This window comes from Kitasatospora mediocidica KCTC 9733 (assembly GCF_000744225.1).
GTDB classification, from domain to species: domain Bacteria; phylum Actinomycetota; class Actinomycetes; order Streptomycetales; family Streptomycetaceae; genus Kitasatospora; species Kitasatospora mediocidica.
Genome location: NZ_JQLN01000003.1, coordinates 173,936 through 196,949, shown reverse-complemented (window position 1 = coordinate 196,949; position 23,014 = coordinate 173,936). Strand labels below are relative to the sequence as shown.

The 23,014-nt window shown below is 71.4% G+C and carries 22 protein-coding genes; 13 read left to right on the top strand and 9 right to left on the bottom strand.

The annotated features are described in order from the left end of the window. Positions 1 to 10 precede the first annotated feature (10 nt). Positions 11 to 421: a VOC family protein gene (locus tag BS80_RS06255; RefSeq protein WP_035794147.1), complete on the top strand. Its 411-nt coding sequence runs from the start codon at positions 11 to 13 to the stop codon at positions 419 to 421. 89 nt (positions 422 to 510) lie between these two features. Here the strand turns inward: BS80_RS06255 and BS80_RS06250 are convergent, their stop codons facing one another. The 5 genes from BS80_RS06250 to zapE form a co-directional block, all read right to left on the bottom strand. Continuing rightward, entirely contained in the window at positions 511 to 714 is a 204-nt protein-coding gene (locus tag BS80_RS06250; RefSeq protein ID WP_035794146.1) for a cold-shock protein, read from the bottom strand. 356 nt (positions 715 to 1,070) lie between these two features. Next, complete coding sequence (locus BS80_RS06245) at positions 1,071 to 2,054, bottom strand: TerC family protein (protein WP_035794145.1); 984 nt, start codon at positions 2,052 to 2,054, stop codon at positions 1,071 to 1,073. Between the two features lie 197 nt (positions 2,055 to 2,251). Continuing rightward, on the bottom strand, positions 2,252 to 2,833 hold the full coding sequence (locus BS80_RS06240; RefSeq protein ID WP_035794144.1) for a TerD family protein: 582 nt from the start codon (positions 2,831 to 2,833) through the stop codon (positions 2,252 to 2,254). Positions 2,834 to 3,040: 207 nt separating this feature from the next. After that, positions 3,041 to 5,131 carry an excinuclease ABC subunit UvrB gene (uvrB, locus tag BS80_RS06235; protein ID WP_035794143.1) on the bottom strand — a complete coding sequence of 697 codons (2,091 nt, stop codon included), beginning with the start codon at positions 5,129 to 5,131 and terminating at the stop codon, positions 3,041 to 3,043. A 29-nt stretch (positions 5,132 to 5,160) separates the two neighbouring features. Further along, entirely contained in the window at positions 5,161 to 6,276 is a 1,116-nt protein-coding gene (gene zapE / locus BS80_RS06230) for a cell division protein ZapE (RefSeq protein WP_051966162.1), read from the bottom strand. Here zapE and BS80_RS06225 point away from each other — a divergent pair. From BS80_RS06225 to BS80_RS06195, 7 genes are all read left to right on the top strand, one after another. Further along, entirely contained in the window at positions 6,275 to 7,039 is a 765-nt protein-coding gene (locus BS80_RS06225; protein WP_035794141.1) for a pyrimidine reductase family protein, read from the top strand. The genes zapE and BS80_RS06225 overlap by 2 nt on opposite strands. 152 nt (positions 7,040 to 7,191) lie before the next feature. Further along, positions 7,192 to 7,650, top strand: a complete 459-nt coding sequence (locus tag BS80_RS06220; RefSeq protein ID WP_157535952.1) for an indole-3-glycerol phosphate synthase — start codon at positions 7,192 to 7,194, stop codon at positions 7,648 to 7,650. Positions 7,651 to 7,779: 129 nt separating this feature from the next. Continuing rightward, entirely contained in the window at positions 7,780 to 9,186 is a 1,407-nt protein-coding gene (gene murC / locus BS80_RS06215; protein ID WP_035794140.1) for a UDP-N-acetylmuramate--L-alanine ligase, read from the top strand. 25 nt (positions 9,187 to 9,211) lie between these two features. Next, on the top strand, positions 9,212 to 9,616 hold the full coding sequence (gene msrB / locus BS80_RS06210; protein WP_035794139.1) for a peptide-methionine (R)-S-oxide reductase MsrB: 405 nt from the start codon (positions 9,212 to 9,214) through the stop codon (positions 9,614 to 9,616). 191 nt (positions 9,617 to 9,807) lie between these two features. Further along, positions 9,808 to 10,605 carry a hypothetical protein gene (locus BS80_RS06205; protein ID WP_035794138.1) on the top strand — a complete coding sequence of 266 codons (798 nt, stop codon included), beginning with the start codon at positions 9,808 to 9,810 and terminating at the stop codon, positions 10,603 to 10,605. 85 nt (positions 10,606 to 10,690) lie between these two features. Beyond that, on the top strand, positions 10,691 to 11,188 hold the full coding sequence (locus tag BS80_RS06200; protein WP_035794137.1) for a SigE family RNA polymerase sigma factor: 498 nt from the start codon (positions 10,691 to 10,693) through the stop codon (positions 11,186 to 11,188). A 92-nt stretch (positions 11,189 to 11,280) separates the two neighbouring features. Continuing rightward, complete coding sequence (locus BS80_RS06195) at positions 11,281 to 12,075, top strand: TIGR04222 domain-containing membrane protein (RefSeq protein WP_035794136.1); 795 nt, start codon at positions 11,281 to 11,283, stop codon at positions 12,073 to 12,075. Between the two features lie 34 nt (positions 12,076 to 12,109). Here the strand turns inward: BS80_RS06195 and hemQ are convergent, their stop codons facing one another. From hemQ to hemE, 4 genes are read right to left on the bottom strand one after another with little or no spacing between them, the layout of a single operon-like run. Further along, complete coding sequence (gene hemQ / locus BS80_RS06190) at positions 12,110 to 12,820, bottom strand: hydrogen peroxide-dependent heme synthase (RefSeq protein WP_035794135.1); 711 nt, start codon at positions 12,818 to 12,820, stop codon at positions 12,110 to 12,112. Continuing rightward, positions 12,817 to 14,262 carry a protoporphyrinogen oxidase gene (gene hemG, locus BS80_RS06185; RefSeq protein ID WP_035794134.1) on the bottom strand — a complete coding sequence of 482 codons (1,446 nt, stop codon included), beginning with the start codon at positions 14,260 to 14,262 and terminating at the stop codon, positions 12,817 to 12,819. Before hemG ends, hemQ begins: the two co-directional genes overlap by 4 nt. 38 nt (positions 14,263 to 14,300) lie before the next feature. Beyond that, positions 14,301 to 15,011: a class I SAM-dependent DNA methyltransferase gene (locus BS80_RS06180; protein ID WP_035794133.1), complete on the bottom strand. Its 711-nt coding sequence runs from the start codon at positions 15,009 to 15,011 to the stop codon at positions 14,301 to 14,303. Positions 15,012 to 15,054: 43 nt separating this feature from the next. Beyond that, positions 15,055 to 16,143 (bottom strand): uroporphyrinogen decarboxylase, encoded by a 1,089-nt coding sequence (gene hemE, locus BS80_RS06175; protein WP_035794132.1) that lies wholly within the window; start codon positions 16,141 to 16,143, stop codon positions 15,055 to 15,057. Positions 16,144 to 16,346: 203 nt separating this feature from the next. On the opposite strand from hemE, the gene BS80_RS06170 reads away from it, so the two are divergent. The 5 genes from BS80_RS06170 to BS80_RS06150 all read left to right on the top strand — a co-directional run bounded on the left by BS80_RS06170 (position 16,347) and on the right by BS80_RS06150 (position 22,929). Continuing rightward, positions 16,347 to 16,997: a DUF3000 domain-containing protein gene (locus BS80_RS06170; protein ID WP_035794131.1), complete on the top strand. Its 651-nt coding sequence runs from the start codon at positions 16,347 to 16,349 to the stop codon at positions 16,995 to 16,997. Positions 16,998 to 17,310: 313 nt separating this feature from the next. Then, positions 17,311 to 18,018 (top strand): response regulator transcription factor, encoded by a 708-nt coding sequence (locus tag BS80_RS06165; protein WP_035794130.1) that lies wholly within the window; start codon positions 17,311 to 17,313, stop codon positions 18,016 to 18,018. A 113-nt stretch (positions 18,019 to 18,131) separates the two neighbouring features. Further along, on the top strand, positions 18,132 to 19,382 hold the full coding sequence (locus tag BS80_RS06160; protein ID WP_035794129.1) for an HRDC domain-containing protein: 1,251 nt from the start codon (positions 18,132 to 18,134) through the stop codon (positions 19,380 to 19,382). A 200-nt stretch (positions 19,383 to 19,582) separates the two neighbouring features. Beyond that, positions 19,583 to 20,800, top strand: coding sequence for a thiolase family protein (locus BS80_RS06155; protein ID WP_035794128.1), 1,218 nt, complete (start codon positions 19,583 to 19,585; stop codon positions 20,798 to 20,800). A gap of 2 nt (positions 20,801 to 20,802) precedes the next feature. Next, the gene (locus BS80_RS06150) at positions 20,803 to 22,929 is read left to right on the top strand and encodes a 3-hydroxyacyl-CoA dehydrogenase NAD-binding domain-containing protein (RefSeq protein WP_035794127.1); all 2,127 of its coding nucleotides are present in this window, start codon (positions 20,803 to 20,805) and stop codon (positions 22,927 to 22,929) included. Positions 22,930 to 23,014 lie beyond the last annotated feature (85 nt).

The following is a 23,014-nucleotide window of genomic DNA, read 5'->3' as shown; positions in this document are numbered from 1 at the left end:
AGGAGACCCCGTGCTCAACCGCATCGACCACATCGGCATCGTCGTCGACGACCTGTTCCGTTCCAGGAAGTTCCTGGAGAGCCTCGGCATGACGTTGGAGCAGGAGCTGGAGCTGCCCGAACGCAACGTCAAGGTGGCCTTCTACCGCTGCGGCGACGGCCGTATCGAGCTGACCCAGCCCACCACCGACGAGGGCCGCCGGACCCGGCTGGGAGCGGGCAACCAGGCGAGGATCGAGCACCTCGGCGTCGAGGTCGACAGCATCTCGGTGGCCATGGAGGCCATCCGGGGCCTCGGCGTGGAGCTCACCGCGGACCAGCCGGTGGCCGCCAGCGGCAACCTCAACGCCTGGACCCGGCCGCACACCTCCGAGGGCATCCAGTTCCAGCTGGTCGAGCGCGACGCCGCCGGCACCGCCTGACCAGCGGCCGCCCCCGGACACGGCAGAGCCCGGCCCCCGCAAGGGGAGCCGGGCTCGGTTCATACCGGGTTCAAACCGACCTGAGCAGGTCAGATGACGCGGATGTTCTCCGCCTGCGGGCCCTTCTGGCCCTGCGTGACGTCGAACTCGACCTTCTGGCCCTCGAGGAGCTCACGGAAGCCCTGCGCGGCGATGTTCGAGTAGTGAGCGAACACGTCAGCGCCGCCACCGTCCTGCTCGATGAAGCCGAAGCCCTTCTCGGCGTTGAACCACTTCACGGTACCGGTAGCCATATTTTTCTCCTTCTCAGGGAAGTGCTCGGGTATCGCACGGTGCGAAACCCGGAGGTGATCGCCTGGTCCGGAGAGGCGCTGGACAGCAAGAACGCCCGCGGCAATGTCACCGCGGACGAACAGACTTCGGAACCACGACTGCTTGATCACTACGCTACTCCTTGTGAGGCCGCCCGGCTAGGCAATAGCCCACCTCCGTCGTCAGAACGGCGTCAGGACCACCCTCCGCGCAGGTGACGAAGCAGCGTGATCGGGAATTTTGACACGCCCGAAACACTGGTTCGGGTGGCGTGAACGGCGCGCCGAGCCCCCGGCCGTGGCCGGGGGCTCGGGTGCTCGGGGCCGGGCGCGGACCGTCAGACCTCGGCCTTCTCGGCGGGCTCGACGGCCCGCTCCTGCTGCCGCTTCGAGGCGATCAGGCTGGTGACCGTGGTGATGGCGAGCACCAGCACGATGAAGCCGAGCGAGAACGGGATACCGATCTCCGGAACGTGCACCCCACTCTCGTGCAGCGCGTGCAGCACCAGCTTGACGCCGATGAAGCCGAGGATCACCGAGAGCCCGTAGGAGAGGTGGACCAGCTTCTTCAGCAGCCCGCCGATCAGGAAGTACAGCTGGCGCAGCCCCATCAGGGCGAAGGCGTTCGCGGTGAAGACGATGTACGGCTCCTGGGTGAGGCCGAAGATCGCCGGGATCGAGTCCAGCGCGAAGAGCACGTCGGTGGTGCCGATGGCCAGCATCACGATCAGCATCGGCGTCATCAGGCGCCGGCCGTTCTCGCGGACGAAGAGCTTGGTGCCGTGGTAGACGTCGGTCGAGGGCACCCGCCGCTCGACGGCCTTGAGCAGGCGGTTCTCCTCGAACTCTTCCTCCTCCTCGTCGGCCCGGGCCTCCTGGATGAGCTTCCAGGCGGTCCACACCAGGAACGCGCCGAAGATGTAGAAGACCCAGGAGAAGGTGGTGACCAGGGCGGCGCCGCCGGCGATGAAGATCGCGCGCAGCACCAGGGCGATGATCACACCGACCATCAGCACCCGCTGCTGGTAGATCCGCGGCACCGCGAACTTGCCCATGATCAGAATGAAGACGAAGAGGTTGTCGACACTCAACGACTTCTCGGTGATGTAGCCGGCCAGGAACTCACCGGCCGGCTGCGAGCCGTACTGCCACCAGAGGAATCCGCCGAAGATCAGCGCCAGGACCACCCAGACGACGGTCCAGGTGCCGGCTTCCTTCAGCGACACTTCGTGCGGCTTGCGCCCTCCGATGAAGAAATCGGCGGCGATGAGTGCGGTCAGCACTCCGATGGTGGTGACCCACAGGGTCAGGGAAACGTCCACTTGCTGCTCCTCCGGCAGGTCGGCGGGACATACGTCGTCTGCCGGAGGTCTCTTCCGTCCTGGCCTGAGCGAGGACCGGTGAACCCGGGTGAACCGACTGGGCGGTCACCGTGCTGACGGGAGCACCGTAAGGGGAATACTCCCCTCCGATAACAAGAAGAGTACCAGGAAACACCAAGAGAAGGTAAAGAGATCTTCTACAGGAAGGGCTCGATCGCGGGCAGCAGGTCCTGGAAGGTCCGCGCCGAGGCCGGTGCGCCGATCGCCCGCATCCCCCAGCCGCCGGCTTCGTCACGGAAGACCTTGGCCATGATCTGGCCGGTGTGCGCGCCGCCGCCGTCCAGCTCGTAGCGGGCCAGCTCCTGGTCGGTCAGCTCGTCCACCAGCCGGCAGTGGGCGTGCCGCACCTCGGCGAAGGTCTGCCCGGTGTAGGAGCTGACGGTGAAGACCACCTGGGTGATCTGCGCGGGGATCCGGGTCAGGTCGACGACGATCGACTCGTCGTCCCCGCCCGCGCCGGCCCCGCCGACCAGGTTGTCACCGGTGTGCCGGATCGAGCCGTCCTTGCTCACCAGCTGCTGGAAGAAGACCACGTCCGCCGGGGTGTGGTCGACGTAGAGCAGCGCCGACGCGTCCAGGTCGATCTGCCGGGTGCGGCTGCCGAACAGGCCGCGCTTGGGGGCCGCCCGCCAGCCCAGACCCATCCGGACGACGCTGAGCGACTCGCCCGACTCCTTGCGCAGGCTGACCTGCTGACCCTTGGCCAGATTCACCGACACGGTACTGTCCTCTCTCTTCGTCCGGCGCCCGCTGATCAACGTGCGCCGACCACGATTCGGATCACCCCGGTGCCGTCCCCCGGCTGAGGCCCCCTGTTGGTGTGGGTCCACCTCGACGTCTGTCTCGTACCCGGCCCAAGCCTAGGCCCTGCCCGGGGCCCCCACCAGGGACTCCAGTCCCGCTGAGAGCCCGGAACGAACCGGGTTCTAGGCGATCCCGGCCTCCCGCATCTGGCGCAGCTCCTTCTTCAGCTCGCCGACCTCGTCGCGCAACCTGGCGGCCACCTCGAATTGCAGCGAGGTGGCGGCGGCGTGCATCCGGTCCGTCATCTGCTGGATGAGATCGGCGAGTTCGGCGGCCGGCAGGCTCTTGGCCGGCTTGCGCGAGGCGCCCAGCGCGGGAACCGGGGCACGGCCCTTGCCGCTGTCGCGGTAGCCGGTGGCCAGCAGCTCCTCGGTGTCGAGCTCCTCCCGGGACAGCGTGTCCAGGATGTCGCCGATCTTCTTGCGCAGCGGCTGCGGGTCGATGCCGTGCTCGGTGTTGTACGCCCGCTGGACCTCCCGGCGGCGGTTGGTCTCCTCGATCGCCTTCTCCATCGCGGGCGTGATCCGGTCCGCGTACATGTGCACCTGACCCGAGACGTTACGGGCGGCACGGCCGATGGTCTGGATCAGCGAGGTGCCCGAGCGCAGGAAACCCTCCTTGTCGGCGTCCAGGATCGCCACCAGCGAGACCTCGGGCAGGTCCAGGCCCTCGCGGAGCAGGTTGATGCCGACCAGTACGTCGTACTTGCCGGCCCGCAGCTCGCGCAGCAGCTCGACCCGGCGCAGCGTGTCGACGTCGCTGTGCAGGTAGCGGACCCGGATGTCCAGGCCGAGCATGTAGTCGGTCAGGTCCTCGGCCATCTTCTTGGTGAGGGTGGTGACCAGGATCCGCTCGTCCTTCTCGATCCGGGTGCGGACCTCGTGCACCAGGTCGTCGATCTGGCCCTCGGTCGGCTTGACGATCACCTCGGGGTCGATCAGGCCGGTCGGCCGGATGATCTGCTCGACGGCGCCGTCACCGCGGGAGAGCTCGTACTTGCCGGGGGTGGCGGAGAGGTAGACGGTCTGGCCGATCCGCTCCAGGAACTCCTCCCACTTGAGCGGGCGGTTGTCCATCGCCGAGGGCAGCCGGAACCCGTGCTCGACCAGCGTGCGCTTGCGCGAGGCGTCGCCCTCGTACATCGCGCCGATCTGCGGGACGGTCACGTGCGACTCGTCGATGACCAGGAGGAAGTCCTCCGGGAAGTAGTCGATCAGCGTGTTGGGGGCGGTGCCCGGCGCGCGGCCGTCGAAGTGCATCGAGTAGTTCTCGACGCCGGAGCAGGTGCCGATCTGGCGCAGCATCTCGATGTCGTAGGTGGTGCGCATCCGCAGCCGCTGGGCCTCCAGCAACTTGCCCTGCTTCTCCATCCGGGCCAGCGTCTCGGCGAGCTCCGCCTCGATGCCGTTGATCGCCCGCTCCATCCGCTCGGGGCCGGCGATGTAGTGCGAGGCGGGGAAGATGTAGACCGAGTCGTCCTGGCTGATGATCTCGCCGGTGAGCGGGTGCAGGGTGTACAGCGCCTCGATCTCGTCGCCGAACATCTCAATCCGCACGGCGAGTTCCTCGTAGACCGGGAAGATCTCGACGGTGTCGCCGCGCACCCGGAAGGTGCCGCGGGTGAAGGCGACGTCGTTGCGGGTGTACTGGATGTCGACGAAGCGGCGCAGCAGGGCGTCCCGGTCGAGCTCCTCGCCGACCTTGAGCGGGACCATCCGGTCCACGTACTCCTGCGGGGTGCCCAGGCCGTAGATGCAGGAGACCGAGGCGACCACGACCACGTCGCGCCTGGTGAGCAGCGAGTTGGTGGCCGAGTGGCGCAGCCGCTCGACCTCCTCGTTGATCGAGGAGTCCTTCTCGATGTAGGTGTCCGTCTGCGGGACGTAGGCCTCGGGCTGGTAGTAGTCGTAGTACGAGACGAAGTACTCGACGGCGTTGTTGGGCAGCAGCTCGCGGAACTCGTTCGCCAGCTGGGCGGCCAGCGTCTTGTTCGGCGCCATCACCAGGGTGGGCCGTTGGAGCTTCTCGATCATCCAGGCGGTGGTCGCCGACTTGCCGGTGCCGGTGGCACCGAGCAGCACGACATCCTGCTCGCCCGCCCGGATCCGGCGCTCAAGCTCGGCGATGGCCGCCGGCTGGTCGCCGTTGGGCTGGAAGGGACTGACGACCTCGAAGGGCGCCACGGACCGCTCAATACTCGTGATGGGTCGCACGGATCAACCGTACGACCCAGCACTGACAATCAGCTGCTCTTCGAGGAGTCCCGGGCCAGCGCGACCAGGCGGGAGATCGCCCGCAGGTACTTCTTGCGGTAGCCGCCGCTCAGCATCTCCGCGGAGAAGACCTGGTCGAAGGGGATGCCGGAGGCCGTGATCGGCAGCTCGCGGTCGTACATCCGGTCCGCCAGGACGACCAGGCGCAGCGCGGTGGACTGGTCGGTGACCGGCTGGACGCCGCGCAGGAAGACCGCGTGCACGTCGTCAAGGAGCGCGCCGTACCGGCTGGGGTGGACGACCGAGAGGTGCGTCAGCAGGTCGCCGAAGTCGTCGAAGGAAGCGCCGGCGGTACGGGCCGCGGCGGCCTCCACGGCCTCGTCGGCGTACGGCGGCGGGGCGGCGGGCAGGCCGCGGTGGCGGTAGTCCTGGCCGTCGATCCGCAGCGGGCGGAAGTGCGCGGACAGGCCCTGGATCTCGCGCAGGAAGTCGGTGGCGGCGAACCGGCCCTCGCCCAGCTTCTCCGGCAGGGTGTTGGAGGTGGCGGCCAGCTTGACCCCGGCGTCCACCAGCCGGCCGAGCAGGGTGGAGACCAGCACGGTGTCGCCCGGGTCGTCCAGCTCGAACTCGTCGATGCAGAGCAACCGGTGCTCGGAGAGGGTCTGCACCGCCTGCTGGAAGCCCAGTGCGCCGACCAGGTTGGTCAGCTCGACGAAGGTCCCGAAGGCCTTCGGCCCGGGGACGGCGTGCCAGAGCGAGGCCAGCAGGTGGGTCTTGCCGACGCCGTAGCCGCCGTCCAGGTAGACCCCGGCCGGGCCGGTCGGCGCCGCGGGCCCGCGACGGAACCAGCCGCGCTTGGCGCTCACCGGGGCGTTCAGGCCCGCCGCGAACTCCTCCAGCACCCGGACCGCCTCGTACTGGCTCGGCTGCGTGGTGTCCGGCAGGTACGAGCCGAAACTCACCCCCGCGAAACGCGGCGGCGGGACCATCTCGGCCACCAGGCGCTCGGCCGGAACCACCGGGCGGCGGTCGGTCAGCGCGACCGGCGCACCGGTCCTGGCGGGCGCTGCGGGAGCTATGGCTTCGGTCTCTGAGGCTGCGGGCACGGTAATAAAGCCTACGCGCCGTGGAAGACTCACAGTCATGCGCCGGCTGATCCCTCCGTCACACCCCGACGACCTTGACCTCTCCTCGCTGGAGGCACTCGCCGAGGTCTACGCCTATCCCGACCAGGTGAAACGCGGCCGCCCGTGGCTGCGCGCCAACATGGTCTCGGGGCTGGACGGCGCGGCCAAGCTGGGCGGCCTCTCCGAGGAGTTGTCCAGCGAGGCCGACAAGCGGATCTTCGGAGTGCTGCGGGCGCTGAGCGACGTGGTGCTGGTCGGAGCCGAGACGGTGCGGGCCGAGGGCTACCGCCCGGCCCGGGCCCGGGCCGACTTCGCGGCGGCCCGGGCGGCGGCCGGCCAGGCGCCGGCGCCGGTGATCGCGGTGGTCAGCCGCAGCCTGGAACTGGACCTGGACGCGCCGCTCTTCACCGAGCCGCTGGTGCCGACCGTGGTGATCACCACCGAGGACTCCCCCGCCGCCGCCCGGCGCGCGGTCGCCGCACGCGCCGACCTGATCGTGGCCGGCCGCGGCTCGGTCGAGCTGTCCCGGGCGCTGGCCGAGCTGACCGCGCGCGGCTGGACCCGGCAGCTCACCGAGGGCGGTCCGCGGCTGCTCGCGCAGCTGGCCGCCGCGGACCTGCTGGACGAACTGTGCCTGTCGTTGGCGCCGCTGCTGACCGGTGGCGACGCGCCGCGCATCCTGCACGGTGCGCAAATGCCAGACGCGCAGCGGATGCGGCTGGTCTCATTGATCGAGCAGAAAGGTTTCCTCTTCACTCGCTACTGCCGTACCGCCGAGTAGGCACCCGGATCCGGCCGGTCCGTCAGCGGACCGATCCTGTGATCACCCCCACGTGGCCCGTGTGCCGTGTGCGCCGCGTGAGGAAAGCTTCCTCCGGGCACTATGGGAGGGGACACCGGACCCCGGGGGCCTGCAACACGGAAGGGACTCTTGTGTTCAAGACCGTACTGATGATCGAAAAGGCACTCTCCGAGGCCGACGTGGAGCTGGTCACCACCCTGCACGGCGACGAGAAGGTCTCCTTCGTCGTGCTGATGCAACCCCGCGGCAAGCAGGACGAACTGCTCCGGGCCCTGGACGACGTGGCGCTCGGCCACCTCGACAAGGCGGTGCACGAGCACGACGACGCCAACGGCCCGACCCTGGCCGGCGAATCACTCGAACACAGCCTGCGCCACCTGCGCGAGAGCGGCGCGGAGGCGGTCGGCCAGGTGGTCGAGTCGCAGCCGCTGGACACCCTGCGCGCGGTGGTCGAGGAGACCGGCGCGGACGAGGTGCTGGTGCTGACCGCGCCGCACTTCGTCGAGGAGTTCTTCCACCGCGACTGGGCCTCCCAGGCCCGGCACAAGGTCGGGGTGCCGGTGCTCAAGCTGTTCGCCAGCGAGGCCTGAGCCGTCGGCCCGCCTGGGGTGCGGACGCACCGTCCCCCCTGCCGAGTGGTGCAGAATCGTCCTTGCGGCCGGACCCGGTCACCCACCGCCCGCGAGGACGATTCCCCACTTTCTTTACGGAGAGCTCCCTTGAACGACGCCGCCCACGACCTGCACGCCCCGCACTTCATCGGCATCGGCGGCGCCGGCATGTCCGGCCTGGCGAAGATCCTCGCGGTACGCGGCGCCAAGGTCTCCGGGAGCGACTCCAAGGAGTCCGACACCGTGCTGGCCCTGCGCGCGATGGGCGCGGCCGTGCAGGTCGGCCACGCCGCCGAGAACGTCCCGGACGGCGCCAGCAGCATCGTCGTCTCCAGCGCCATCCGCGAGGACAACCCCGAGCTGGCCGCCGCCCGCCTGCGCGGCATCCCCGTCGTGCACCGCTCCGACGCGCTCGCCGCGCTGATGGGCGGCCGGCGCGCGATCGCGGTGGCCGGCACGCACGGCAAGACCACCACCACCAGCATGCTCGCGGTCAGCCTGGCCACGCTCGGCCTGGACCCCTCGTACGCGATCGGCGGCGACCTGGACGCGCCGGGCAGCAACGCCCACCACGGCGCCGGCGAGATCTTCGTGGCGGAGGCGGACGAGAGCGACCGCAGCTTCCACAAGTACGCGCCCGAGGTCGCGATCATCCTCAACGTGGAGCTCGACCACCACGCGAACTACGCGTCGATGGAGGAGATCTACGAGTCCTTCGAGACCTTCGTCGGCCGGGTCCAGAGCGGCGGCACGCTCGTCGTCTCCGCCGACCACCCCGGCGCCCGCGAGCTGACCGCCCGGGTGGCCGGCCGCGACGACCTGCGGGTGGTGACCGTCGGCGCCGCCGAGGACGCCACCGTGCGGATCCTGTCGGTGGTCGCGCACGGGATGACCAGCGAGGTCACCGTCCTGCTGGACGGCGCCGAGCTCCCGTTCACCGTCTCGGTGCCCGGCCGCCACTACGCGCACAACGCGGTCTCGGCGCTGGCCGCCGGCATCGCGCTGGGCGTGCCGGCCGAGCAGCTGGCGCAGGCGCTGGGCAGCTACACCGGCGTGCGGCGCCGGCTCCAGCTCAAGGGCGAGGCGGCCGGCGTACAGGTGATCGACTCCTACGCGCACCACCCGACCGAGATGACCGCCGACCTGGAGGCGATCCGCGAGGCCGCCGGGAGCAGCCGGGTGCTGGTGGTCTTCCAGCCGCACCTGTTCAGCCGCACCCAGCAGCTCTCCGAGGAGATGGGCCAGGCGCTGACGCTCGCCGACGCCTCCGTGGTGCTCGACATCTACCCGGCCCGCGAGGACCCGATCCCCGGCGTGACCAGCGCGCTCATCGTCGAGGCGGCGCAGCGGGCCGGGGCCGAGACGGCCGCCGAGCACGACTTCGCGGCGGCCCCCGCGCGGCTGGCCGCCCTGGCCCGGCCGGGCGACCTGGTGCTGACCATGGGTGCCGGAGACGTCACCACCCTGGGCGAGGAAATCTTGAAGCACCTGTCGAGCGTTGCAGTGCAGGCCTGACGTTTCGACAGCCTGGGAGCCCGCAGTGAGCTACGAGATCGAGAAGACCGACGCCGAGTGGCGTGCCCAGCTGAGCCCGCAGGAGTACAAGGTGCTCCGGCAGGCCGGCACCGAGGCGCCGTTCGTCGGCGAGTACACCGACACCAAGACGGTCGGCGTCTACAGCTGCCGGGCCTGCGGCAGCGAGCTGTTCAGCTCGGAGACCAAGTTCGACAGCCACTGCGGCTGGCCGTCCTACTACGCGCCGCTGGCCGAGGACCGGGTCGAGTACATCGAGGACACCACGCTCGGCATGCGCCGGGTCGAGGTCCGCTGCGCCACCTGCGGCGGACACCTCGGGCACGTCTTCGAGGGCGAGGGGTACGCCAACCCGACCGACCAGCGGTACTGCATCAACAGCATCTCGCTGACGCTGAAGCCGGCGGAGTAGCCGGCACAGCACGACGACGCCCCCCGGCCGCCGCTGCGGCGACCGGGGGGCGTCGTGCTGTGCCGGACGAAAAATATCTCGCCGGCCGTGCTACCGAATGCGGGGGCCGACCCGTCTAGGGGGACAGAGCCGCGTCCGAGCGGGTCCGCATGGCCGGCGTGCGACACAACACACAGAGGATCCAGTCAGAGATGAAGGATTTCCGCTCAGACCTGAGTGACGAGCTGTCCGCACTCGCGCCGCCCCCGCTGGGCGACATCGTCGGTGCGGCTGCCAGCCGCGGCCGCCGCACCCGGCGGCTGCGCGCGGTCAGCGCCGTGGTCGGCTCGGCCGTGGCGATGGCGGGTGTCGCCGTCCTGCTCGGCGGCCCGCTGAGCACCGCCGGCGGCTCGACCGTCCCGGTGAGCGCTGCGGCCGCTCCGCTCCCGTCGTCGTCGGCCACGCCGAACGCCGCGCCGAACGCCGGGGCGAAGCCGGCCGAAGCGCAGGTGCCGATCTCCGGTGCCGCGCTGCTTGCCGCCGTGCTGCCGCTGCTGCCGCCCGGCGCGACCAGCCACCTGGCCGCCAACACCCAGGAGCCCGACTCCAAGGGCAAGAACCCCACCACCTCGGTCCAGATCGAGGTGACCACCCCGGCGGGCACCGGAATGGTCCGGGTCTTCACCGGCAAGCCCGACCAGCCCATGTTCTGCCCGAAGTCCGACTGCTCCACCGACGCGGCAGGCCAGAAGGTGATGGTCGACCACCTGGCGGACAACTGCATCGAGCACACCAGCGTGTCGGTCCGCCGCCCGGACGGCACCGCCGTCCAGGTGCTGTCGAGCAGCTGCCTCGCGTTCGACGGCAAGTCCAACGCCCCCGGCACGGTCGTCCTCACCGACGCCCAGGCCGTCGCGCTGGCGACCAACCCGCTGATCAACGACTCGATGACGCCCTCCGAGGGCGCGGCCGCGGCCGCCCAGTACCCGTCCCTGCCGACCTTCGGCTGATCCGTCCAACCGTCGCGGCCCCGCACCGCCGGGGCCGCGACGCCCGTCCGCACTCCCCGCGACACAGCCAGAAGGGCATCCACCGGTGCGCAAAGAAGCAGAGTTCACCGCCTTCGCCGAAGGCGGTGCGACCCGTCTGCGGCAGATCGCCTACCTGATGTGCCGGGACTGGCATCTGGCCCAGGACCTCACGCAGACCACCCTCACCAAGATGTACGTCGCGTGGCCCCGGATAACCCGGCGGGACACCGACCCGTTCCTGTACGCCCGCAAGGTGCTGCTGAACAGCCTGCTCGACCACCGGCGGCTGCGCAGCAGCGGCGAGGTGGCCACCGACAAGCTCCCCGAACAGCCGGACACCCCGGACGCCACCGCCGTGCGGCTCACCCTGCTGGACGCCCTCGCCCAGCTCCCGCGCCGGGACCGGGCGATCCTGCTGCTGCGCCACTGGGAGGACCACAGCGTGGAGGTCACCGCCGAGATCCTCGGCGTCAGCACGTCCATCGTGAAGACCCAGAGCATGCGCGCGCTGGCCGTCCTGCGCAGCCACCTCGGCGAGGACCGCGAGGTGCTGTTCTCGTGAGACGGACCCGGACGGGCCGCACTGCGGTCACGATTCGGTATCGCGGCACCGGTTTGCGCGACGTGCGGAGCCGGGCGGTTTAGAACAAGCCCATGTGGCTCGTCTTTCTCGTCCCGGCCTGCGTCGTCGCCGTGGTCTCCTGTCTGCGCCTGATCCGCACCGCCGCGGCGGCGGACGCGCTCACCGGCCCCGAGGACGAGGAACCCGCCGAAGCGGTCGGCATAGGGCTGTACGAGACCGCCTACCTGGCCGGTGGCCCGGAGCGGGTGGTGGACCTGGCGCTGGTGCTGATGAGCGGACGCGGCCGGCTGCACCTGGCGCACACCGGCTGGACGACCGTGGTGGACCCGCAGGGCCGCAGCCGCCTGGAGCGCGCGCTGATCAGTGAGATCGGGCCGGACGGGCAGTGCCTCACCTCGCAGCTGCGACAGGACCTGGCCCGGCACCGCACCGTACTGGAGATCGGCAACCGACTGGCGCTGGCCGGACTGGCCACCCCGGCGGCGATCCGCGAGAGCGTCGTGCGGGCGCTGCGGCAGGTCCGGCAGGCGCTGCTGCTCGCGGTGGTACTGATGGCCGCGGCGATGTCGCTGACGGCACCCGGCGGGCGCGGCACCACCGCCGCCGCGCTGGCCTGGTTCTCGCTGCCGCTGGTGCTCACCACCGGAACCCTGCTGATGGCCCGGGTGGACGTGCAGCCCTACACCCGGTGGGCAGCCCCGGCAGGGCAGGAGGTGCTGGAGGCGATCCGGCTGCCGCGCCGCGTCGACGGCCCCGGCGAGCAGGCCCAGGACGAGAAGCGACTGCTCACCGCCGTGGCGATCGGCGGCCCGGCCGCCGTCCCGGACGCCCGGCTGCGGGCCGCGCTGCGGCCGCTGCGGCGCTGACGAACGCGCACCGCAGCGGCCGGGGCGGGGCGGGTCAGACCAGGCCGTTCAGCAGCTCCGCGACCGGCTTGCGGCGCCCGGTGAAGAACGGCACCTCCTCGCGGACGTGCAGCCGGGTCTCGGAGGCACGCAGGTCGCGCATCAGGTCGACGATCCGGTAGAGGTCGTTCGCCTCGAAGGCCAGCAGCCACTCGTAGTCGCCCAGCGCGAACGAGGCGACGGTGTTGGCGCGGACGTCGGGGTAGCCGCGGGCCAGCTGGCCGTGCTCGGAGAGCAGCCGGCGACGCTCGGCGTCCTCCAGCAGGTACCACTCGTAGCTGCGCACGAACGGGTACACGCAGACGTAGTCGCGCGGGGTCTCGTCGGCCAGGAAGGCCGGGATGTGCGACTTGTTGAACTCGGCCGGGCGGTGCAGTGCCATGTTCGACCAGACCGGCTCCAGCCGGCGACCCAGGCCCGTGCGGCGGAAGCGGTTGTACGCCTCCTGCAGGTCGTCGGAGTTCTCGGCGTGCCACCAGATCAGGAGGTCGGCGTCGGCCCGCAGCCCGGAGACGTCGTAGGTGCCGCGCACCGTGACGTCCTTGGCGGCCAGCTGCTCGAACAGCTCGTCGACCTCGGCGGCCAGGCCGCTGCGGTCCTCGGGCAGCGCGTCCTTGAGCTTGAACACCGACCACATGGTGTAGCGGATGACCTCGTTGAGGTCCCGCGCCTTCTTCTTCGTCGCCTGCTCAGCGGAATCGGTCATGCCGACATTGTCCCTTCCGCGCGGGCCGCGCCGACCGGCGGGGTCAACAACTCGTTGACCGCGCGGCGGGCGCTCGCGATGCAGGCCGGGATGCCCACACCGTCGTAGGCGGCGCCGGCCAGGGCCAGGCCGCCGACCCGGGCGGCCTGCGCCCGGATCCTGGCCACCCGGGCCGGGTGGCCCACCGGGTACTGCGGCAGTCCGCCGTTCCAGCGGGTGACGGCGGTGTCGTACGGCACCGCCGTCAGGCCGACGGCCGCGCGCAGGTCGGCCAGCGAGCGGGCGACCAGCTCCTCGTCCGGCAGCTGGAGGGCCTGCTCCTCGCGGTGCCGGCCGAGCGAGGTGCGCAGCACGAAGCTGTCGGGCGCGGAACGCGCCAGCCAGCCCCACTTGTTGGAGGAGAAGGTGGCGGCCTTGACCGCCCGGCCGTCCACCGGCGGAACCAGGAAGCCGCTGCCGCTCGGCGGCTCGGCCAGGTCGGCGCGGCGGAAGGCCAGCGTGACCAGAGCCATGCTCGCGTACTCGACGGCGGCCAGTTCGGCGGCGGCGCCGGGCGCGGCGTCGCCGAGCAGCCGGGCCGCGACCGGGGCGGGGACGGCCAGCAGCACCGCGTCGGCGCTGATCGTCCGGTCCCCGGTGCCGACCTGCCAGCCCTCGGGGGTGCGGTGCAGCCGGTGGACGGGGGCGCGCGTGTGCAGCTGCGCCCCGGCGCTTCGGCAGGCGGCCACGAGCGCGGGCGGCAGGGTCCCCACGCCCCCGCGCAGGCCCTGGAAGACCGGCGCGGGCATGGCGCCCGCGCTCCCGCTCGTGGTCCCCCGGGAGACCAGCTCGTGCACCCCGGCGACCAGCGAGCCGCCGCCCTGCGCGATCGGCAGCAACTGCGGGACGGCGGCGCGCAGCGAGATCTCGTCCGCGTGCCCGGCGTAGACGCCGCCGAGCAACGGCTCGACCAGCCGGTCGAGCACCTCGCGGCCGAGCCGGGCCTCGATGTAGCGGCCGATCGCGATGTCCTCGCCGACCTCGACGCTCTCCTCGCGGGCGGCCCGGCGCAGCCCCTCGGCCGAGATCACCCCGGAGGCGGCGAGTGCTTCCAGGTCGCCGGGGACACCCATCAACTGTCCTGCGGGCAGCGGACGGAGGGCGTCGCGACTCCAGACGGCGGCCTTGGCGGTGGTCGGCGGCTCCAGGAAGTCGGCCAGGCCGACCTCCCGCGCGAGCTCGACGGCCTCGGGCCGGCGCGCCAGCATCGCCTCGGCGCCGAGGTCCACCTGGACCCCGCCGACCTCGCCGACCAGCAGCTTGCCGCCGAAGCGGTCCCCCGCCTCCAGCAGCGTCACGGCGGCGCGCGGCGGCCCGCCGGCCGCCCCGCTGAGGAGGGCGGCAGCGGCCAGGCCGGCGATGCCGCCGCCGATCACGACGACCTGCGGTAGTGGTTCTGACATGGTTCGCAGTCTCGCAGAACACCCCGGCCCGGCGGACCTCAGGAGGCGTCGACGCCCTTGCGCCAGACCAGCGCCGCCGACACCGGGTGCCCGCGGTAGCGCTCCCACTTGGGCTTCACCGCGACCCAGCGGTCGTCCACAAGGCCCTCGCGCAGCTCCGCGAGCTGCCACCCGGCGCCGAGCCCGGCCGCCACGTGGTCGCTCAGCTGGTGCACGTGCGTGGTGATGGCGACCGGCTCCCCGTCGGCGGCGGTGAAGTGCGTGGGCATCCCGCTCATCATGATGAAGTGCGGGTGGAAGACCACCAGGACGAACAGCGCCCCGGGCTCCGCCAGCCGCGCGGCCTCCCGGTAGAGCGGCCGCAGGTCGGCCAGGTGCTCGTCGATCAGCGAGCAGATCACCAGCCCGTAAGCGCCGCCCGGCAGCCCGGTGGCGGCGACGTCCGCCTCCACCAGCCGGTCGTGGACGCCCTTCGCCCGAGCCCGCGCGAGCATCTGCGGCGTCAGGTCCACCCCGTCGGCCGCCTCGACGCCGACGCCCCGCAGCCACACCCCGGTGCGCCCGGTGCCGCACCCCAGGTCGGCCGCCCGGCGCACCGACGGCCAGTCGGGGACGGCGAGTTCGTCCAGCAGCGCGAGGTCCATCACGTCCGGCACGGTGTCCTCGTAGCCGGCGGCCCAGGCGCCGTAGCCCGTGCGGACGTCGACCGTCCGGTAGCCGCGGGTGTCGAAATCCGAGAAACGACTCATCCCCCGAGTATCGACAGGCGCTCGGGGGACGGCGATCGAATTATCAGCGCTGGCTGGTCTCGTGGACGAAGGCGACCAGCCGGCTCAGGGCGTCCGGGTCCATGCTGGGCAGCACGCCGTGGCCGAGGTTGAAGATGTGGCCGCTCTCGCCGATCGCGCAGGCGGAGTGCAGCACCTCGCGGGCCTTGGTCTCGATCACCGAGGTCGGCGCGAAGAGCACCGCGGGGTCCAGGTTGCCCTGCAGCGCCTTGCCCGGGCCGACCCGGCGGGCGGCCTCGTGCAGCGGCACCCGCCAGTCGACGCCGACCACGTCGGCGCCGGCCTGGCCCATCAGGCCCAGCAACTCGCCGGTGCCGACACCGAAGTGGATCCGCGGCACGCCGTAGGAGGCGACCGCGTCGAAGACCTTCGTGCTGGCGGGCATCACCGAGCGGCGGTAGTCGTCGGGCGCCAGCGAGCCGACCCAGGAGTCGAAGAGCTGGACGGCCGAGACGCCGGCCTCGATCTGCACCTTGAGGAACCCGGCGGTGATCACCGCGAGCCGGTCGACCAGCTCGGCCCAGAGCTCGGGCTCGCCGTACATCATGGCCTTGGTGCGCTCGTGGTTCTTGGACGGACCGCCCTCGACCAGGTAGCTGGCCAGCGTGTAGGGCGCGCCGGCGAAGCCGATCAGCGGAGTGCTGCCGAGCTCGTCCACCAGCAGGCCGACGGCCTCGGTGACGTACGAGACGTCGTCGGGCTCCAGCGGGCGCAGCCGCTGGAGGTCGGCGCGGGTGCGGATCGGGTCGGCGATCACCGGGCCGATGCCCGGCTTGATGTCGACGTCGATGCCGACGGCCTTCAGCGGCACCACGATGTCGCTGAAGAAGATCGCGGCGTCCACCTTGTGCCGGCGCACCGGCTGCAGGGTGATCTCCTTGACCAGCTCGGGCCGCATGCACGACTCGAGCATCGGGATGCCCTCGCGGATCTTCAGGTATTCGGGCAGCGAGCGGCCCGCCTGACGCATGAACCACACGGGCGTGTGCGGCACCGGTTCGCGCCGGCAGGCGCGCAGGAAGGCGGAGTCGTACGCGGCGCCGCGGCGCGCGGGAGCCTGCTGACCGGTCTGGGCTGCGGTTGTCTCACTCACCCGGCCATCCTCCCACGCAACTCCTACCCGACCCGCCGGGGCCGCTCGTCGGTTCCTCCAAGGCCGGCCGGGCCGGACGGGCCGGGCGTAACGGCACAGAACGGGACAGTGACACCGGGCCACCGGGGAGAGTGCCCAAGACACAGCGCGACGCGGGCGGCAGTTCCGCGCATAGCGGCCGCCCGCCGCCTAGTCTTCAGGTCATGGCAGCGGTCGGCGGGAACCCCGCACAGAGTGGCGGGACGAGCAAGGAGTCGGCGCCGATCGAGTTCCGCAGCGCGGTAGAGGCGCTTGCGGGGACCCGGTTGCGCCCCGAGGTACAGCTCTCCCCTACCCCCGCACCGCGGCGGCTGGCGCCGTACAGCTGGGCGGTGACCGCCACGGTCGAGGTGGACGGCGAGGAGGTGGCCGACGGCCGGCTCGTGCTGCTGTACGACCCGGCCGGGCAGGAGGCCTGGAACGGCGAGTTCCGGATCGTCACGATGACCCGCGCCGAGCTGGAGCACGAGATCGCGGACGACCCGATGCTCTCCGAGGTCGGCTGGGCCTGGCTGACCGACTCGTTGCAGACCCACGGCGCGATCGCGGGCGAGCCGAGCGGCACCGTGTCGCGCAGCTCCTCGCAGTACTTCGGCGGACTGGCCGACCGGGCCTCCTCCACCGAGATCGAGGTCCGCGCCTCCTGGACGCCCTCGGACGGCCGTTTCGAGCGGCACCTGGCCGCCTGGGCGGACCTGCTCTGCATCTGCGGCGGGCTCCCGCCGTCCATGCCCGCGCCCCTGTCGCTCCCTGACGCGCCGTCACTCGGCGGAGTGGTCCCGATGCCCGCCCGCCGTCGGCCGCGCTCACACTGAAGGCTGACGCCCCCTCGCACCCCGCCGACGCGGTCCGGCCCTGCCACCGCACGCACGCGGGGCATCACCATGCGTCAACTCGACGCCCCGGCATGACCGTTTATGACTTTTCGCGACCGACTTCTGCGCGAGTCACAGGCATGTCGCATCAGTCGCCTGCTCGATTTGTCCGTATTGTGACTCACTAGATAGTGATCTTTCGCTAAAGCCGGGCGCGGATGATGCCGAAGCAGTCTGTGACCCTTTCCATATGCGGAACACTCCGATTCCTTCCCCCTCGGGGTTCCGTCCGCCACTCCCCACAGGAGGCCTGGTGTCGGTCCTTCTCGACCACCCCGCGAACGTGGTTGCCTACCGCCCGACGAAGCCCACCGCGATGGTGGTGATCGCTGACCCCCGGGTCCGCAACACCGTCACGCGGCACCTGTGGGCGCTCGGCGTACGCGACGTCATCGAGGTGTCCTCGATCGCCGAGGCGCGGCCTCGGGTCAGCACGCCACGCGACATCTGCGTGGCCGACGTCCACCTCCCGGACGGCTCCGGCCTCACCATCCTGGCCGAGACCCGGGCGGCGGGCTGGCCCAACGGACTGGCCCTCTCGGCCGCCGACGACATCGGCGCGGTGCGCAGTGCGCTGGCCGGCGGCGTCAAGGGCTACGTGGTGACCGGCACCCGCACCAACGTCGCGATGCCCGGCCGCCCGGGCCTGCCGATCGGCGCGGGCGGGCTGGCCGGCCGGATGCGCCGTCCGGGGATGCCCGGCACGCCCGGCCACAGCGGCGCCCCCGGGGCGCCCGGCGCCCCCGGCACGCAGCCGACCACCTACCGCGAGCTGTCCGGCCGCGAGGTCGAGGTCCTTCGGCTGGTGGCGGAGGGCCAGTCGAACAAGGCGATCGGCGTGGCGATGGGGCTCTCCGCCCTGACCGTCAAGAGCCACCTGGCCCGGATCGCCCGCAAGCTGGGCACCGGCGACCGGGCCGGCATGGTCGCCGTCGCCCTGCGGACCGGCATCATCCACTGAGCGGCCGCGCGGCGGTCCGGAGGAACGTTTCCTCCGGACCGCCGTTGGCATTCCGGCAGGTCGACGACTGACGATCAGGCTCCCGCCCACGAGGGTCGTCGTACCCTTGGTGAGTGACCGAAGCCATCGATGCCATCGCCGTAGAGACACAGCCGGTCCCGCTCCTCGAACCCCGGGACGGCCTCCCTCCCGTCGTCGCGGACGAAACGGCGCTGGCCGCCGTCGTCGCGGCCTTCGCGGCAGGCACCGGACCAGTGGCCGTCGACGCCGAGCGGGCCTCCGGCTACCGCTACGGCCAGCGCGCCTACCTCATCCAGCTCCGCCGAGCCGGTGCCGGCACCGCGCTGATCGACCCGGCGGCCTGTACCGACCTCAGCGCGCTCGGCGAGGCGCTGGCCGACGCCGAATGGGTGGTGCACGCCGCCACCCAGGACCTGCCCTGCCTGGCCGAGGTCGGGATGAGGCCGCGTCAGCTCTTCGACACCGAACTCGCCGGACGGATCGCCGGATTCCCCCGCGTGGGCCTGGGCCCGATGACCGAGAGCGTGCTCGGCTACACGCTGGCCAAGGAGCACTCGGCGGTGGACTGGTCCACCCGCCCGCTGCCCGAGCCCTGGCTGCGCTACGCCGCTCTGGACGTCGAGGTGCTGGTCGAGCTGCGGGACGCACTCGAACAGGAGCTGGACGGCCAGGGCAAGCTCGGCTGGGCACTCGAGGAGTTCGCCGCGATCGCGGCCGCGCCGCGGGCGACCCCCAGGGTCGACCCCTGGCGACGCACCTCCGGACTGCACAAGGTGCGCCGGCGCCGCCAGCTGGCGGCGGTCCGCGAGCTCTGGCAGGCCCGCGACAAGATCGCCCAGGAGCGGGACGTCTCGCCGGGCCGAGTTCTCTCGGACGCCGCGATCGTCAGCGCGGCCCTCGCGATGCCGCTGAACGTGCCGGCCCTGCAGGCCGTGCAGGGCTTCGGCCCGCGGGTCCACCGCCGCCAGTTGGAGCAGTGGATGGCCGCGCTGGAGCGCGCCCGGGCGATCCCCGAGGCACAGCTGCCGCCCGCCACCGCGCCGCACGAGGGCCCGCCGCCGCCGCGCGCCTGGGCCGAGAAGGACCCGGTGGCCGCCGCCCGGCTCTCCGCGGCCCGCGCCGCGGTGACCGAACTGGCCGAGCAGCACCACCTGCCGGCCGAGAACCTGATCACGCCGGAGCTGGTGCGCCGGGTCTCCTGGGAGCCGCCGGCGCAGGCCACCGCCGCCACCATCGCCGGGGCGCTGCGCACCCTCGGTGCGCGCCGCTGGCAGGTCGAGCTGGTCGCCCCCGTGCTGGCCACGGCCTTCGAGACCGCCGCGGCGGCCCCGCCGAGCGAGTAGTCAGCGGCGTTCCCCGGGCGGGTCGCACGGCCTGCCCGGGGACGTGTCGCGGGACACAAGGCCGTGAGGACCCCGGCCCTGGGCAAGTTGGTTACCGACCAGTAGCATGGCGGTGAAGCAGTGCTGCTCGGCCGTCCTTGCGACGGGGTTCCGGTGGCGGCCTGCCACCTGTTCTGTTGGTCCCTGGGAGGAGAGCCCCCGTGCCTCGTACCGCGAGGGACGTCGTCTTCGTCGATGGCGTCCGCACCCCGTTCGGCAAGGCCGGCCCGAAGGGCATCTACCACGAGACCCGCGCAGACGACCTCGTCGTCAAGTGCGTCCGGGAACTCGTGCGCCGCAACCCGAACCTGCCCGTCGAGCGCATCGACGAGGTGGCCATCGCCGCCACCACGCAGATCGGCGACCAGGGCCTGACCATCGGCCGTACCGTCGGCCTGCTGGCCGGCCTGCCGAAGTCGGTGCCCGGCTACGCGATCGACCGCATGTGCGCGGGCGCGATGACCGCGGTCACCGCCACCGCCGGTGGTATCGCCTTCGGCGCGTACGACATCGTCGTCGCCGGTGGCGTCGAGCACATGGGCCGCCACCCGATGGGTGAGGGCGTCGACCCGAACCCGCGCTTCATGTCCGAGAAGATCGTCGAAGAGTCGGCGCTGTTCATGGGCATGACCGCGGAGAACCTGCACGACCGGCTCCCGCACATCACCAAGGAGCGTTGCGACGCCTACGCGGTGCGCTCGCAGGAGAAGGCCGCCAAGGCGTACGCCAACGGCGACATCCAGCCCGACCTGGTGCCGATCTCGGTCCGGAACACCAACCCCGACGTCGGCGAGACCGGCTGGGGCCTGGCCACCACCGACGAGCCGATGCGCCCGGGCACCACGATGGAGAGCCTGGCGGGTCTCAAGACACCGTTCCGCGTGCACGGCAACATCACCGCGGGCAACGCGGCCGGCCTGAACGACGGCGCCACCGCGTCGCTGCTCGCGGCCGAGGACGTCGCCCTGGAGCTCGGCCTGCCCATCAAGATGCGCATGGTCTCCTTCGCCTACGCGGGCGTCGAGCCCGAGGTCATGGGCATCGGCCCGGTGCCGGCGACCGAGAAGGCGCTGGAGAAGGCCGGTCTGACGATCGACGACATCCAGGCCTTCGAGATCAACGAGGCCTTCGCCGTCCAGGTTCTCTCGCTCCTGGACCACTACGGCATCGCGGACGACGACGAGCGCGTCAACCCGTACGGCGGCGCGATCGCCTACGGCCACCCGCTGGCCTCCACCGGCGTGCGCCTGATGAACCAGCTGGCCCGCCGCTTCGAGCAGCGCCCGGACATCCGGTACGGCCTGACCACCATGTGCATCGGCATGGGCATGGGCGGGACCGTTATCTGGGAGAACCCGCACTTCGAGGGTGGTAAGTGAAGATGAGCACCACTGAGCTTCTCAAGCGGGCCGCCGAGCTGTTCCCCGGCGAGGTCGTCACCACCGCCCACGTGCGCCACCTGGACCTGCCGCTGCAGGCCGGCAAGCTGGCGCTGATCACGCTGGACAACGGCTTCGACCACACCAAGCCGACCACCTTCGGCCCGGGTTCGCTGGCCAAGCTGTCCGAGGCGCTGGACCAGGTCGAGGCCGAGGCCGCCGAGGGCAAGGTGGTCGCCGTCGCGATCACCGGCAAGCCGTTCATCTTCGCGGTCGGCGCCGACCTCAAGGGTGTCGAGGTGCTCAAGGAGCACAGCGACGCGCTGGCCATCGGCAAGGGCGGTCACGACGTCTTCAAGCGGATCGCCGCGCTGCCGGTGCCGACCTTCACGTTCTACAACGGCGCTGCCATGGGCGGCGGTGTCGAGGTCGGTCTGCACTGCACCTACCGCACCGTCAGCGCGGGTGTGCCGGCGTTCTCGCTGCCCGAGGTCTTCCTCGGCCTGGTCCCCGGCTGGGGCGGCTGCACCATCCTGCCGAACCTGGTCGGCCCGGCCAACGCGGTCAAGGTCATCATCGAGAACTCGATGAGCCAGAACAAGCAGCTCAAGGGCAAGGAGGTGTTCCAGCTCGGCATCGCGGACGCGATCTTCGAGCCGGCCGACTTCCTGGAGCAGTCGATCCTGTGGGCCGCCAAGGTCCTCAAGGGCGAGACCGTGGTCGAGCGCCCGGAGATCGACCGCGGCGACAACTGGGACCAGTGCATCGCCTGGGGTCGCGCGGTCGCCGACTCCAAGGTGCACGGCGCCGCCCCCGCCGCCTACCGCGCGCTGGACATCATGGCCGCGGCCAAGGACGGCGACCTGCAGAAGGGGTTCGACGCCGAGGACGTGGCGCTGGCCGACCTGATCATGGGTGGCGAGCTGCGCGCCGGGCTGTACGCCTTCAACCTGGTGCAGCGCCGGGCCAAGAAGCCCTTCGGCGCACCGGACAAGTCGCTGGCCCGCCCGGTCACCAAGGTGGGCGTCGTCGGCGCCGGCCTGATGGCCTCCCAGCTGGCGCTGCTCTTCGCGCGCCGCCTGGAGGTGCCGGTGGTCCTCACCGACATCGACCAGGAGCGGATCGACAAGGGCGTGGGCTACGTGCACGCCGAGATCGACAAGCTGCTGGCCAAGAGCCGGATCAACCAGGACAAGGCGAACCGCCTCAAGGGCCTGGTCAGCGGCTCGCTCGACAAGGCCGCCGGCTTCGCCGACGCGGACTTCGTCATCGAGGCCGTCTTCGAGGAGCTCGGCGTCAAGCAGCAGGTCTTCGCGGACCTGGAGGCGGTCGTCTCGCCGACCTGCGTCCTCGCCACCAACACCTCCTCGCTGTCGATCACCGAGATGGCCTCCAAGCTGGAGCACCCGGAGCGGGTCGTCGGCTTCCACTTCTTCAACCCGGTCGCGATCCTCCCGCTGCTGGAGATCGTGCGCGGCGAGCAGACCGACGACGCGTCGCTGGCCACCGCCTTCGGCGTCTCGAAGAAGCTCAAGAAGACCGCCGTCCTGGTCAAGGACGCCCCGGCGTTCGTGGTGAACCGGATCCTGACCCGCTTCATGGGCGAGATCCAGGCCATCATCGACGAGGGCACCCCGATCGAGACGGTCGAGCAGGGCGTGCTCCCGCTCGGCCTGCCGATGTCCCCGATCGTGCTCCTGGAGCTGGTCGGCCCGGCCATCGCGCAGCACGTCTCGGAGACCCTGCACCGCGCGTTCCCGGACCGCTTCTCGGTCTCGGAGAACCTCGGCCGGGTGGTCAAGGCCGGCAAGCGCGGCTTCTACATCTGGGTGGACGGCCAGCAGGTGCTGGACCCCGAGGTGCTGGCGCTGCTGCAGTTCGGCGACACCGTGCTGACCGGGGAGCAGGTCCTCACCCGCTCGCTGGACGCGGTGGCGCAGGAGATCGGACTGATGCTCGACGAGGGCGTCGTCGGCGAGGCGCAGGACATCGACCTGTGCATGATCACCGGCGCCGGATGGCCCTTCCACCTGGGCGGGATCACTCCCTACCTGGACCGTGAGGGTGTTTCGGAGCGGGTGAACGGCAAGAAGTTCCTCGCCCCCGGCCTGGCCAGCATCCCGGCCTAGTCGCGGCACACGCCGAAGGGCGGCCCGCTCCCACCGGAGCGGGCCGCCCTTCGGCGTTTCCGGCTGCCCTTCGGCGTTTCTGCCA